The sequence below is a fragment of the Clostridioides sp. ZZV15-6597 genome, from assembly GCF_020657815.1.
In the GTDB taxonomy this organism is placed as follows: Bacteria; Bacillota; Clostridia; order Peptostreptococcales; family Peptostreptococcaceae; genus Clostridioides.
The window spans coordinates 1-14,081 of sequence record NZ_JAGWCT010000106.1; the positions used below are offsets into that span (position 1 = coordinate 1).

Here is a 14,081-nt window from a genome sequence, read left to right on the forward strand (position 1 = left end):
TGTTTATATTGTTCACCTTATTTGTAAGTTTAAAAGATTTTCCAGTTTGCTTTGATAAAATAGATATATTACTATCTAAATTTTCTATAAAATCATTTATATTCAATATAGTTTTTGTAATAACTATGTCTTCTAATCGTTGAGCATTACTCATACTATTTACATAGTATTCAATTCTGTCAATATGTTCAGACATAAGTTGTGTAGTTGATAAAATTTTTTTATCACTAAGTTTTCCTGTTGGTATGTATTTTGTTAAATAGTCTGAGTATCCTTTTAGAACTGTTAGGGGATTTCTTAAATCATGAGAAAAAGCAGTATTAAGCTGTTTTCTATCATCTATCATGGTCCACATTTTTATATTATTTTTATTTAGTTGGGACCTCATTTTCTCGAAAGCATTGCACAGATTACCTAATTCGTCATTACTCTTATATTCTAAGTAAAAATCTAAGTTATTATTGGATATTTCACTTGCTCCTTTATTAAGTATTTCAATAGGTGTCTTTAATTTTACCTTATAAAAAATTATATCAGCCAATAATAGAAGCCCTATAAAAAATACAAGTGGGAGTACAAGCTGAAGTGTACTAATAATATTAATCAACACTTTATCAAAATCGCTGTATTGATTTATATTATTTTGCATTATGGTTATAGTTTCTGTGTATAAGGGAGTTTGTAAATATTTGTCTTGTATAGAGTGATATATATAATTAAGTAAAATGTATGAGATAGTTGTAAGTACTGATGCTATAATTAATGAAGATAGAGTGAGAAAGAAAAAAGATTTTTTTAATGACATATTTTTTATTTTATCCATTTGTAACCAGCTCCCCATACCGTTTCTATGTAATTTTCAAGGGTATATTTTGATAATTTAATTCGTATTTTTCTGATATGTTCCATTATAACATCACTATTTCCATTGTTATCATAGCCCCATATTCTATCATAAATCCTCTCCCTATCAAATACTTGACCAGGATTCGTAGAGAGAAGTTCTACGATATCAAATTCTTTTTTCGAAAGTGAAACTTGATTATTATCAATAGAAATTGACCTTTCTTCATAATCTATTACTAAATCTTTATAAAATTTGACTTTAGTGTGATTTGATTTTCTTTGTTCACGTCTTAAATGAGCAGAAACTCTTGCACCAAGTTCTTCTAAATCAAAAGGTTTTACAATATAATCGTCAGCACCAACACGAAAACCATTAAGTTTATCAGTGTTTTCAATTTTAGCTGTTAAAAACAAAATAGGGCATGATATATAATCTCTAATTCTACTGCAAACTTCAATTCCATTTATTTCAGGCATGTTTATATCAAGTAGAATAATGTCTGGATTTTTAGATATTTTTTCTAGTGCTTCTTTTCCATTATGGGCAGTGTAAACTTCATAATCATTTATTTCAAAATAATCCTTTAATAAAGTGATGATACCTTCTTCATCATCTACGACGAGTATTTTACTGTTCATAAAAATTCTCCTTTCTAAATAAAACTTTTTAAACAACTTTTATTTTAGTATAAAAATCTCAATAATTTCTCAAATTATTAAATCTACATAAAAATATGCTATTTTTAGTGATTAAAATCAGTATATTTTTATATACTAAATAAATCAAGTGTCTAATTATTGGAAAATTTAAATATTAAAAGTGATAAACCATATATTTTTGCTGTAGTAACTTGTGGAGGCGTGATAGGTGGAAGCGCAATTTATGATGTGGATGCTTTGTTGAAAGAGAAGGGTCATGGACTAAATCTAGGTTCAAGGATACAGATGGTTTCTAATTACATTTGTGAGTTTAAAATAAAAGATGATAAAAAAATTGACAATTTACTTAGAAAAGCAGAAATCAAGGTTAATGAAGTGTCAGAAGATATTGTAAATAAGAAAAATAATAAAATTGGCAGAACAAATTTTATATACAAAAAGTTTTATAAAAAATATATTTCATCTTGTGCAAATAAAGACAGGCATTTTTCAGTTGAAGATAGCTGTATAGAATGTGGTATTTGTTCAAAAGTATGTCCTGTAAATAATATAGATATTGAGGAGGGCAGACCGAAGTTTTTACACAATTGTGAACATTGTTTAGCATGTGTACATTGGTGTCCTAAGCAAGCAATTCAATGGAAAGATGTAACTAAAAATAAAAAGAGATACCAAAATCCAAATATAAAGTTGGAAGATATGATAAGTGAGAAAAATAAGGATATTTAATAAAGGTAATAACTACTAGTAACCAATTAGTAATTAAGAGTAGTTGGTATAATTACAATAATAAAAACCCCATAAACATTTTAAATAATTAATTTATGGGGTCATATAATTTTTTATTTTAAAATATTAAGTTCATATAAGTCTGTTCTTCTATGTTTAAGTAATGGCAATTGTTGTTTTATATTAGGAATTAAATCTCTATTAATATCAGCATAGATAATGCATTCTTTTTCATCAGCCTGAGCGATAATTTTTCCCCAAGGGTCTGAAATTCTTGAATTACCAAAAGCTATGTAAGAAGCATCTTTATTTCGAGCAGGTGCAGCACCAACATAGAACACTTGATTATCTAAAGCACGCATTCTGATAGATAATTCCCAATGTGCAGGTCCAGTTGTCATATTAAATGCTGCTGGCAAGATAACTATTTCTGCACCTTCAATAGCCATCAAACGTGATAATTCAGGGAAACGAATATCATAGCAAATAGCAATACCCATTTTTCCATATTCAGTATCTATTATAGTAACATCATTTCCAGCAGTAAGAGTATCAGATTCTTTAAAGCTAACTTTTCCTGTAACTTCAATGTCAAATAAGTGCATTTTGCGATGTTTTCCAATTAAAGTTCCACTTTTATCAAATACATAACAAGTATTATAGATTTTGCTATCTTCTAATTCTGGAATACTACCAGAAATTAGATAAATTCCATGTTTTTCAGCTAGTTTACTCAATGTATTTGTTGTTTCACCTGGATATTCTTCAGCAAATTTAGGAAAGTATTTATTTTCATATGGACAGTTAAACATTTCTGGTAAAACCACAATTTTAGCTCCATTATTGGCAGCTTCTGTTACCATTTCTACAGCATGATTAATATTTTTAATCTTATTTTCTGTAGTCATCATCTGACATACTGCAATTTTGTAGGAATTCATAAAAATTACTCCTTTCGATATTTTTATGTTATTATAACATATTAAATAAAAATTAGATATAAATACAAAATATGTAAGTTGAGTATGTTATATAACTGAAGAGTACAAATTACTATAGATATATATTTTAATTTATACTCTTATAATTTATATCATATCACTATATTGACTTTTTTTACCTATGTTGATAGTATTATTTTAAAGACAATAAAATAATAATAGAGTTTTATAGGGTTCCGCAATTATTAATGATTGGTCTGGTCCAAGATAAAACCCACAACATAATTTTGTTGTGAACACGGAAGGATAAAAACCTGGGAGATATTTTATAATATTTCTCAGGTTATTTTATTGCTAAAAAAGAGAGATATTATTTGAAAAGAGGGATGATTTTATGAAATGGTTATTTTTATTTATTGCAGGACTATTTGAAGTTTTTTGGGCATTCCAATTAAAAAATTCACATGGATTTTCTAAGTTGACTCCAAGTATACTTACTGTTGTTGGGATGATTGTTAGTTTTTATTTTTTATCATTGGCACTTAAACATCTTCCACTTGGAACGTCATATGCCATATGGACTGGAATTGGTACAGTTGGAACTGCTATTGTAGGAATTGCTCTTTTAAATGAACCAGTTAATATGGCTAGAATTTTATGTATAGGTCTTATTGTAGTGGGGATTGTAGGATTGAAATTATTATCTACCAACTAATAAGTATGAATTACGATAAATAGTAGGAGATGATAGTTATAGAGTATATAAACTAAAATATTTTAACAACAAAATAAAAAAGCTATGAGCTTAGAAATTATAAAATGTTTTAAAGTAATTAACATTTTATAGAATTTCTGCTTCATAGCTTATTTTTATTTATAAGTTTATTAGATTTGTATTTGAAAATTATATGTATATATTCTGTATAATTATTTTGCTAATAATAAAGCAGTTAAATCCATAGGGTCAACTATTACACCATCTTTATAAACACGCATATTTCCAGATGCTATCTCATCTATTAATATTACTTCATTATTGTAGAATCCAAATTCAAACTTAATATCATAAAGTTCAAGTCCTTTTTCAGCTATAGTATCACGAACTATGTTAGAAATTTTTTGAGTCATACTCTTCATTGAATCGAATTGAGCTTGAGTCATAATATTTAAAGCTTCTAAACCTTCAGATGTTATAAGTGGGTCACAACGGTCATCATCTTTTAAAGTTGCTTCTACATAACAATCTAACTTAGCTCCTTCTTCAACACATGAACCATAACGACGTAAGAAACTACCAACAGCTCTATAACGACAAATAACTTCTAATCCATTACCAAAAACTTTTGCTGGTAACACTTCCATAGTTGCATCTTCTAAATTAGCACTTACATAATGAGTTTTAATTCCAGCATTGTTTAGAATTTCAAAGAACTTAACAGATGTTTCTAAATTAGCCTTACCAATTCCATCTATGCTTAGCCCTACAGTATTTTCACCTGGATCGAATACACCATCTTTGCCAGTTACATCATCCTTAAATTTAAGTAAGCAATTTCCATTATCTAATTCAAAAACATCTTTAGTCTTTCCTTGATACACTTTTTTCATAAACAACCTCCAAAATATTAAATTATTATATTGAATAAGGCATTAGTGTCAAAAAAGTTCTGGTATTCGTATAAAAATTTATATTGATGCCTTACATTTAATATTATATCACAAAAATAGAGAATTTTTCCGAACATTTTTACAAAAATAACAAAAAAAGTACATTTTATAAAAAAGTTTAGAAAAGTGCCAAGAAAGAAAGTGAGTGTCATTTGTATTAACACACATAAGTTTTTGTAGGAAATTTTTTTGACACACTTTGACACACATATAATAATAGTATGATAAATGGCATGAAACCTATATTTACAAATATTGGCATAAAAATTGCTTTATATATTTTACATAAAAAAGATGAGTATATATCTAAATAAAATAAACAATAGAGGTGGTTAATGTGAAGTCAGTTAAGTTCTATGGTGTAAGAGATACAAGAGTCGAGAATGCAGATATACCTAAAATATTAGAAAAAGATGATGTAATAGTTAAAGTAAAAGTTGCTGGGATATGTGGCTCTGATATATCGAAATACTCAAAGACAGGTCCTCATATGGTTGGAGAAATCTTAGGTCATGAATTTTCAGGAGAGGTAGCAGAAGTTGGTATAGAAGTAAAAGATTTTAAAATAGGAGATAGAGTTGCTGTTTGTCCAGCTATGCCATGTTTTGAATGTGATGAATGTAAAAAAGGGCTGTATTCAAGATGTAATAATGTAGCAATAATAGGAAATAAAGAGCTTGGAGGATGTTTTGCTGAATACACAAAGGTAAAGGAGAGAAATTTAATAAAAATACCAGAAGAAATAAGTTATGAAACGGCTGCTGCTTTAGAGCCAGTGTGTATAGCAGGACATGGACTTTTTAGGTCAGAAACTAAGGTGGGAGATACTGTTGTAGTACTTGGAACAGGACCAATAGGCTTATTTTCAATACAATGGGCAAAAATATTTGGTTCTACAAAAATAGTGGCTATAGATGTATTTGATGAGAAATTAGAATTAGCGAAGGAATTAGGAGCAGATATTTGTATAAATGCAAAAGAAAAAAATATTGTAGAAGAGATAAAAAAATTAACTAATGGAGCTGGAGCAGACATTGTTATTGAATCAGCAGGGACTCCAATGACATGTGGTCAGGTATTGTTATTAGCTAAAAAAGGTGGGACAGTACTTTATGCAGGAGTACCATATGGAGATGTAGCTTTAAGCAGAGAACAATTTGAAAAGATAGTGAGAAGTGAGCTAACTGTGAAAGGAACTTGGTTTGGAAATTCATTTCCATTTCCAGGAAAAGAATGGAGTGCTGGCTTGTATCATATGCAAAAAGGTGACATGAATGTTGAAAAATTGGTGACACACAGAATAAATTTAGATGAAGTGCCAGATTATTTTGAAAAAATATACAAAAGAGATATTTTCTTTGGTAAGATAATGGTTAATGTGGCTAATTAAGGTAGAGTAATAAAGATAGTAATTTATAGTGTATATAAAAAAGTTAAGAGAGGTATGATTCATATGGCAGGAATAATTATAGCTGCACATGGGAATATGGCTAAAGCAATGTTAGAAAGTGCTGAATTAATAGTAGGGAAACAAGAAAAAGTAGAAACTTTAGGATTAAACCATGGTGACAGTATAGATGAGTTTAGTAGAAAATTAGAAAATGGAATTGAAAAATATAAAGATGAAGGTATTTTAGTATTACTTGATTTTTATGGAGGAACTCCTTTCAATACATCTGCTGTTATAATAAACAAATTTGCTAAGGACTGTGAATTGGAATGTTTAACAGGTGTAAATTTGCCTATGCTTTTAGAACTGTTTTTAAACAGAGATACTATGAAGTTAAAAGATTTAAAAAGTTTATGTGAAGAAGTTGGAGCTTCAGGAATTAAGGACGTAAAAGCAGCTTTAAAGATATAAAATAAATTAAAATTTTGGAGGAATTATTATGAGCAATATAGCGTTAACAAGAATTGATGATAGGTTAATACATGGTCAAGTTATCACTGCTTGGTGTAAGATTACATCAGCAAAGAGAATAGTAATAGTAGATGATTTAGTTGTAAAAGACCCTTTTATAGTACAAGTCTTACAAATGGCAGCACCTTCAACTGTTAAGGTTGAAGTGCATGATATAGAATCAGGTGCTGAGGTTTTAAAATCATATGATGGAGATGAGAATTTAATAGTATTAGTTAAATATCCTAAAACTGTTTTGGGTCTAGTAAATAATGGAGTAGATTTAAAAGAGTTAAATGTTGGGGGTATGGGAGCTGGTCTTGGAAGAAAAAGTTTTTATAAAAATATATCAGTATCAGATGAAGAGAAAGAAATATTTAAGGAATTAATATCAAAAGATGTTAAGTGTTTTATACAAATAGTTCCAGATGCAAAGAAAATTGATGTAGGAACATTATTGTAAGGCCTATTTTGTAAATATTTAAAATTAAATAAGGAGGAAGAACATGCAAATTTCACTAATTCAAGCAGTTTTAATAGCAATTTTTTATTATCTTTCTTGGAGTCCATGGCTAACTTATGTTGGATTTTTTACATGGAATAGACCTTTATTAGCTGGATTTGTAACCGGAATTATACTAGGAGACCCAGTTCAAGGAGCAATTATAGGTGCAGGTATAAATATGATATACTTAGGATTCATATCAGCAGGAGGGGCTCAAATGGGAGACCCAGCTTTTGCAGGATATGTGGGGACTGCTTTAGCTATAGCATCTAATTTGGATGTAAGTACTGCAATGGCAATAGCTGTTCCGCTAGGTACTGTTGCAACTGTGCTTTGGATAGGTAAAATGACAGTAAATTCTTTTTTTGCACACTGGGCAGATAGAGAGGTTCAAAAAGGGAATATAGATAAAGTAGCATTTATAAATATAGTTCCACCTCAGATACTATTGTTTGTAATGAGTTTTATACCAGCGTTATTAGTTGTTTATTTTGGGCCAAATGCAATAGATGGAATGTTAGAAGTAATGAATGATAATGTATTACATGTATTCAATGTAATTGGAGCTATGTTACCAGCGCTAGGAATTGCTATGAACTTAAAATTAATTGGAAATAAGTTTACTATGCCATTTTTCATATTAGGTATATTAATGGCTGTTTATTTTAAAATAGATATAATAGTAATATCTGTTATTGGAGTAATACTTGCTCTTACAATTACTTCAATTAAATATGGAAAAGATGGTGCGACATCTTAAATATATAAGAAAGGGGAAAATATTATGTCAAATACAAAAAGTCAAGTAGCTAAGAAAACGTTAAGCAAAAAAGATGTGATAAAGTCATGGCTAAGATGGTTTTTCTTTGCACAATCCAACTACAATTATGAAAGATTACAATCAACAGCATTTTCACATTCAATGTTACCAGTACTTAAAAAACTATATCCAGATAAAGAAGAGTTAAAGCAAGAAGTAGAAACTCACTTGGCATTTTTTAATACAGAGCCTATATGTGGATGTGTTATACATGGAATAACAATAGCTATGGAAGAAGAAAAAGCTAATGGAGCAGATGAAATAAGTGGTGATGGTATGAATGCCATAAAGACAGGTTTGATGGGACCATTGGCAGGGATTGGAGATACTTTAACTCAAGGAGTTATAACACCTATAGTATTAGCTGTTTGTATTGGTTTAACTGAGGGAGGAGCATCAATTGCAGGACCGATATTATTTGTATTAGCTCAATATATAATAATGACTTCAATTTCATTTGGAATGTGGACAAATGGTTATAAGTATGGTAAAAAAGCTGTTGAAAGTATACTTCAGGGTGGAATAGTAAATAAAGTTATAGAAGGTGCTTCTATACTAGGGACTTTAGTTATGGGCGGACTTGTAGGTAGATTTATTAATTTATCTACACCAATAAGTTATACTAGTGGAGATTTTAAATTTAGTCTTCAGACAGATTTACTTGATAAGATATTTCCTGGATTAATTCCTTTGGTACTTACTTTGTTAGTGCTTTTAGCTTTAAAGAAAGGTCTTTCTCCAATAAAAATAATGGGTATATTGATAGTGGTAGGTGCTATTACAGGTATATTAGGATTATTTTAAATAAATGCATATGATGTATTAATGAGGATTTTAGATAAATTGGCTATATCTATAAAATACAATAGTAATTAGGGTAAATTAGATTTTCAATAGATTAAGATTTAAGCTTAGATAAGCTATGTAGAATATATAATTTTGTAAAAGGTATCTCAAAATGATTTTTTAATTGTAAATGAGGTACTTTTTTATTTATGGACTTAGTATTAAAGCTTATCTGTACTGTATTTTATATTGAGCTTTAGTAATAATTGTAAACTTCCTGTAACATATATTTTATATAATTGAAACAATGGATATAATATGAAATATAATAAATTTAGGGATGTGAATATATGAATATATTAATTGCTGATGATGAAGTGAGTATGATTAAGATACTTTGTGCTTATTTTAAAAAAGAAGGCTTCAATGTATTTACTGCAAAAAATGGGGAAGAAGCTTTAAATGTTTTTTATGAAAATAAAATAGACTTAGCAATACTGGACTGGATGATGCCAGTAATTGATGGAATAGAGGTTTGTAAAGAGATAAAAGAAAATAGTAATACAAAGGTACTTATGTTAACAGCTAAAAGTCAAAGTGAAGATGAAATCGAGGCACTCAATATAGGAGCAGATGAATATGTTAAAAAGCCATTTGACCCTAGAGTTTTAATAATAAGGGCTAAGAAATTGGTAAATTATAAAGATACAATTAATATAAAAGATTTAAAAATAGATTTTGAGTCAAATAAAGTTTTTAAAGGTAATGATGAACTACTATTGACTAAAAAAGAATTGGAATTAATGCGCTGTTTAGTCAATAACAAAGGAATAGTGTTATCTAGGGAAAGACTTTTAGATTTAGTCTGGGGATTGGATTATGATGGAGATTTTAGAACAGTAGACACTCATATAAGAAGACTTAGAACAAAAATAGGAGAAGATATAATAAAAACTTACAGAGGATTAGGATATAGTCTGGAGGATTTTGATGACTAAACTAAATAAGAAGTTATCTATAAGTATATCAATAGTAGTTGTAGTCGTTTATATAATATCTATAGTTATAAATAGTATGTTTATTCATAGGTATTATTTACATGAAAAAAGAAATGTATTGAATAATATTGAAAATGAAATAAAACATAAGGATATGAATAAATTAAAGTCAAATATTGAATCAATTGAAGAAAAAAGCAATACAGCCATTGTATATGTAACATTAGATAAAAATTACAAAGATAAAAATTACAAAGATAAAAATAGCATAGATAAAATAAATGAAGATTTACTAGATGCCTTTTGGAATAAAGGTTTGAGCTTAAATAAATTTTGGATTGAAGGAAGTGTTTTAAAGGATATTGACAATAAAAGTATTAATAAAATATATAATCAAGGAAAAACCAAATATAGTCTACTAGTAAAGTTTATGAAAAAGGATAATTATTTATTTGCTATATCTATACCAATAGAACATTCAGAAGAAACAATTGGTATAGTAAATAGATTTAATATAATAATGGGGATATTTTCAGTAATTATAATAACTATACTTACATTTATACTGTCAAACAGAATTATAAGGCCTATGGAAAAATTAAAGCTTTTATCTAAGGATATATCTGAGTTAAACTTTAGAACTGAGGCTATAAAAACGAACGATGAAATAGAAGAGTTAGCTTATAGCATAAATATAATGAGTGTAAAGCTTGAAAAGGCACACAATGAATTAAATAAAAGGAATGAAAATTTGAAGTCTTTTATATCTGATGCATCTCATGAAATGAAAACTCCAATAGCACTTATAAAAGCATATTCTATAGGCATGAAAGATGGCTTGGATGATGGTACTTATACAGATACAATAATTGAACAGGCAGAAAATATGTCTAATACAATAAATACCCTTTTATATTGGGCTAAATATGAGAAAAAAGAAGTTAGTTTGTGTGAAGTAGATTTAAAGGAAAGACTGCTAAAGAATTTAAAAAATTATGAATTATTGATATCTAAGGATAATATAAGTGTTAAATGCGATATAGAAGATAAAAATCTTATAATAAATTCTGATAAAGATAGTATAGATATGGTACTTAATAATCTGATTAGTAATGCAATAAAGTATACTAGTGATAATGAGATAGAGATTAATCTTTTTAGAGATAAGGATAAGATTATTTTATCTATAAAAAATGGAATAGATTATGATAGAGAAGATGAGATTGATAATATATGGAAGCCTTTTTATGTCTTAGAGAAGTCAAGAAGTAAAGAACTTTCAGGTACTGGTCTTGGTCTTACAATAGTCAAGACTATACTTGAAGAAAATAATTTTAGATATAAGGTTGAAATTTATGATGGAAAGATAGAGTTTTATATTATCTTTATATAAGCTTTATATTATTTTTATATTGTCTCATAAAGATACAACAAAATAAAATATAAATATAAAAAATAATTTAAAAAACATCAAATTAATTTGTTTTTCATATGGATAAAATTGGTTGATTAATATATAATCATAAGTATAAATAATGAAATTTATTTATAAAAGAAGTAGCACTTTTAATTCTAAGAGCTACTTTTTTTTACATAAAATCTACTATTTTACTACAATTCATTAACATAAAAATTAAACTCACCTTAAAATTTAAATTTACTAATTTTTCAATTAATTAGAAAATATACATATTCCTTTATAATAACTATAATATAAGAAAATAATAAGTAAATTATATATTAATTATGAAATCATTATAGTTAGAAAACCTCTTTAAAATTAGTCTTTAAGTATCCCTTAGAATTAAAACGGGAACAAAAAGAAGCAATTAGGTACTACTAATGGACAAGGGGGAAATATAATGAAAATACCAAAGAAGATTGCTGCTATGCTTACAGTTACTATGATAGCTGGAAGTTCTACAGCAGGCATAGCTAGTGCGCAAACAGTAGCAACAAATTTAACAGGACAAGAGAGATATGAAACTGCTGTAAAAATAAGTCAAGATGGATGGAAAAATGCTGATGAGGTAGTAATAGTAAATGATTCATCTATAGCAGATGCTCTATCCGCAACACCATTTGCAAAGGCAAAAAATGCTCCTATACTTTTAACAGGTAAAGATAAATTAAATGATAAGACAAAAGCAGAGTTACAAAGATTAAAAGCTAAGAAAATATATTTAATAGGTGGAACTTCTGTATTAAGTGCAAATATAGAAAAACAAATAAAAGATTTAAAAATATCTTTTGAAAGAATATCTGGTGCAGAGAGATACCAAACATCTTTAGAGTTAGCAAAGAGATTAGATGCAGTAAGTGATGTTAAGAAAATAGCTGTAGTTAATGGTGAAAAAGGGCTTGCAGATGCAGTAAGTGTGGGTGCTCCAGCTGCACAAAATAATATGCCAGTAATACTTGCTGATTCTAAAAATGGAACAGCAGTTGCAGATAAATTTATAAAAGATGCAGGAATAACTCAATCTTATGTAGTAGGTGGGGAAAGTTCAGTTTCTGAAGCTGTAAAAAATAAACTACCAAATAGTACAAGATTAGGTGGAACAGATAGAAATGATACAAATGCAAAAGTAGTAAAAGAATTCTATAAAAAGACAGATTTAAAAAATGCATATGTAACTAAAGATGGTATGGCTAAACAAGACCAACTTATAGATGCATTAGCAGTAGGTGTATTAGGTGCTAAAAATCAATCGCCAGTAGTTTTAGTTGGAAAAAATCTATCAGCTTCACAAAAAACTTTAGTTAACTCTAAGAGTTTTGATAAAATAACTAAGGTTGGTGGAAATGGTAATGAAACAGCATTTAATGAAATGAAATCATTACAAGAAGTAAGTACAGTTGAGGCTAAAACAATTGCTGAATTAAAATCAGCTGTAGATAAAGCAACTGCTAATGATGTTATAAACTTTAAACCAACTAGTGAAGTTAAAGAAGCATTTACAATACAAACTGACAAAGCAGTAACAGTGAACTTAAATGGTACATATACAAAGACTGTAACTATCAACATGCCTAATGGGGATGTAAATAACTATGCAAAAGTAGATGATGTAATTATAGATGATGTTAAAGATGGAACTTTTGTTAACTATGGAAAAATAACTAACTTAAAAGTTAATGATAAAAATGGAGCTAAGATAGAAAATAATTCAAAAGGTGAGATTGGTAGTTTAACAGTAGCATCTGGAGCAAGTCAAGTAAAAGTAAATAATGGTGGTAAGATAACTACAGTTACAAATAATTCTAAAGGAACTACTATAGATAATAAGGGTACAATAAGTACTGTTAAGGGAGACAATTCTCCATCTATAAGTGGAAATAATCCAGGTTCTAACTCATCAGGAGGAAGTTCATCAAGTGGAGGTTCTTCAGGAGGAAGTAGTAGTGGAGGAAGTTCTTCTAACCAAAATCAAACAGCAGTAAATAAAGAGGCTGCAAAAATAACAAGTGTAGCTGCACCAGCAAAAGATGCAACTAAATTAACTATGCCATCAGTATCAAGTGGATATACAATAGCAATAAAATCATCAAGCAACGAGAATGTTATAAAGAAAGATGGAACAATAGTACCACAAAATACAGCAACAACAGTGAAACTAGTATTTAAAATAACACATACATCAAGTGGAAAAACAGCAGATACTAAAGAAATAGGTGTAGTAGTACCAGCTAAATCAACAGATGAAGAATTACAAACAGCAGTAAATAAAGAGGCAGCAAAAATAACAAGTATAGTTGCACCAGCAAAAGATGCAACTAAATTAACTATGCCATCAGTATCAAGTGGATATACAATAGCAATAAAGACTTCAGATAATGAGGCAGTTGTAGATAAAAATGGAACAATAGTACCACCAGATGCAGAAACAAAAGTTACATTAGTATTTACAGTAGAGCATACATCAAGTGGAAAAACAGCAGATACGAAATCAATAGAGGTAACAGTACCTGCTAAAACAGCTGTAGATACAGACCAAGAAGCAGTAGATAATGAGGCATCAAAAATAACAAGTGTAACTGAACCAACAAAAGATGCAACAACACTAACTATGCCAACAGTACCAAGTGGATATACTATATCAATAAAATCATCAACTAATGAAAATGTTATAAAGAAAGATGGAACAATAGTACCACCAGATGCAGAAACAAAAGTTACATTAGTATTTACAGTAGAGCATACATCAAGTGGAAAAACAGCAGATAC

Annotated in this window: 14 protein-coding genes and 1 riboswitch; of the genes, 10 read left to right on the forward strand and 4 right to left on the reverse strand. The window is 28.5% G+C overall.

Annotated elements, in window-relative coordinates:
• Positions 1-823: histidine kinase dimerization/phospho-acceptor domain-containing protein (locus KGF52_RS17440; RefSeq protein WP_227841045.1), on the reverse strand; the 823-nt coding region annotated here is incomplete at its 3' end.
• A complete protein-coding gene (locus KGF52_RS17445; RefSeq protein ID WP_227830394.1) occupies positions 811-1,485 on the reverse strand; it encodes a response regulator transcription factor in 675 nt (224 codons plus the stop codon). The genes KGF52_RS17440 and KGF52_RS17445, both read right to left, overlap by 13 nt.
• A 159-nt stretch (positions 1,486-1,644) precedes the next feature.
• On the opposite strand from KGF52_RS17445, the gene KGF52_RS17450 reads away from it, so the two are divergent.
• Positions 1,645-2,235 carry an EFR1 family ferrodoxin gene (locus KGF52_RS17450; protein WP_227830395.1) on the forward strand — a complete coding sequence of 197 codons (591 nt, stop codon included), beginning with the start codon at positions 1,645-1,647 and terminating at the stop codon, positions 2,233-2,235.
• 113 nt (positions 2,236-2,348) lie between these two features.
• Here KGF52_RS17450 and KGF52_RS17455 read toward each other — a convergent pair whose 3' ends face one another.
• On the reverse strand, positions 2,349-3,176 hold the full coding sequence (locus KGF52_RS17455; protein ID WP_227841046.1) for a carbon-nitrogen hydrolase family protein: 828 nt from the start codon (positions 3,174-3,176) through the stop codon (positions 2,349-2,351).
• Between the two features lie 217 nt (positions 3,177-3,393).
• Positions 3,394-3,499, forward strand: a riboswitch (guanidine-I (ykkC/yxkD leader).
• Positions 3,500-3,570: 71 nt separating this feature from the next.
• On the opposite strand from KGF52_RS17455, the gene sugE reads away from it, so the two are divergent.
• The gene (sugE, locus tag KGF52_RS17460; RefSeq protein ID WP_227830397.1) at positions 3,571-3,891 is read left to right on the forward strand and encodes a quaternary ammonium compound efflux SMR transporter SugE; all 321 of its coding nucleotides are present in this window, start codon (positions 3,571-3,573) and stop codon (positions 3,889-3,891) included.
• Positions 3,892-4,103: 212 nt separating this feature from the next.
• Here the strand turns inward: sugE and KGF52_RS17465 are convergent, their stop codons facing one another.
• Positions 4,104-4,784, reverse strand: a complete 681-nt coding sequence (locus tag KGF52_RS17465; RefSeq protein ID WP_227830398.1) for a phosphoribosylaminoimidazolesuccinocarboxamide synthase — start codon at positions 4,782-4,784, stop codon at positions 4,104-4,106.
• 397 nt (positions 4,785-5,181) lie between these two features.
• Between KGF52_RS17465 and KGF52_RS17470 the strand changes: the two genes are divergently transcribed.
• The 8 genes from KGF52_RS17470 to KGF52_RS17505 form a co-directional block, all read left to right on the forward strand.
• Complete coding sequence (locus tag KGF52_RS17470; protein ID WP_227830399.1) at positions 5,182-6,234, forward strand: galactitol-1-phosphate 5-dehydrogenase; 1,053 nt, start codon at positions 5,182-5,184, stop codon at positions 6,232-6,234.
• A gap of 54 nt (positions 6,235-6,288) precedes the next feature.
• Positions 6,289-6,705 (forward strand): PTS sugar transporter subunit IIA, encoded by a 417-nt coding sequence (locus KGF52_RS17475; RefSeq protein ID WP_413894824.1) that lies wholly within the window; start codon positions 6,289-6,291, stop codon positions 6,703-6,705.
• A gap of 28 nt (positions 6,706-6,733) precedes the next feature.
• Positions 6,734-7,207, forward strand: coding sequence for a PTS sugar transporter subunit IIB (locus tag KGF52_RS17480; RefSeq protein ID WP_227830401.1), 474 nt, complete (start codon positions 6,734-6,736; stop codon positions 7,205-7,207).
• Positions 7,208-7,250: 43 nt separating this feature from the next.
• Positions 7,251-8,009: a PTS sugar transporter subunit IIC gene (locus KGF52_RS17485; protein ID WP_227841047.1), complete on the forward strand. Its 759-nt coding sequence runs from the start codon at positions 7,251-7,253 to the stop codon at positions 8,007-8,009.
• A gap of 24 nt (positions 8,010-8,033) precedes the next feature.
• Positions 8,034-8,873, forward strand: coding sequence for a PTS system mannose/fructose/sorbose family transporter subunit IID (locus KGF52_RS17490; protein ID WP_227841048.1), 840 nt, complete (start codon positions 8,034-8,036; stop codon positions 8,871-8,873).
• Positions 8,874-9,205: 332 nt separating this feature from the next.
• The gene (locus KGF52_RS17495; RefSeq protein ID WP_227841049.1) at positions 9,206-9,853 is read left to right on the forward strand and encodes a response regulator transcription factor; all 648 of its coding nucleotides are present in this window, start codon (positions 9,206-9,208) and stop codon (positions 9,851-9,853) included.
• Positions 9,846-11,246, forward strand: coding sequence for a sensor histidine kinase (locus KGF52_RS17500; protein WP_227841050.1), 1,401 nt, complete (start codon positions 9,846-9,848; stop codon positions 11,244-11,246). Before KGF52_RS17495 ends, KGF52_RS17500 begins: the two co-directional genes overlap by 8 nt.
• A 469-nt stretch (positions 11,247-11,715) precedes the next feature.
• On the forward strand, positions 11,716-14,081 hold a 2,366-nt coding region (locus KGF52_RS17505), incomplete at its 3' end, for a cell wall-binding repeat-containing protein (protein ID WP_227841051.1).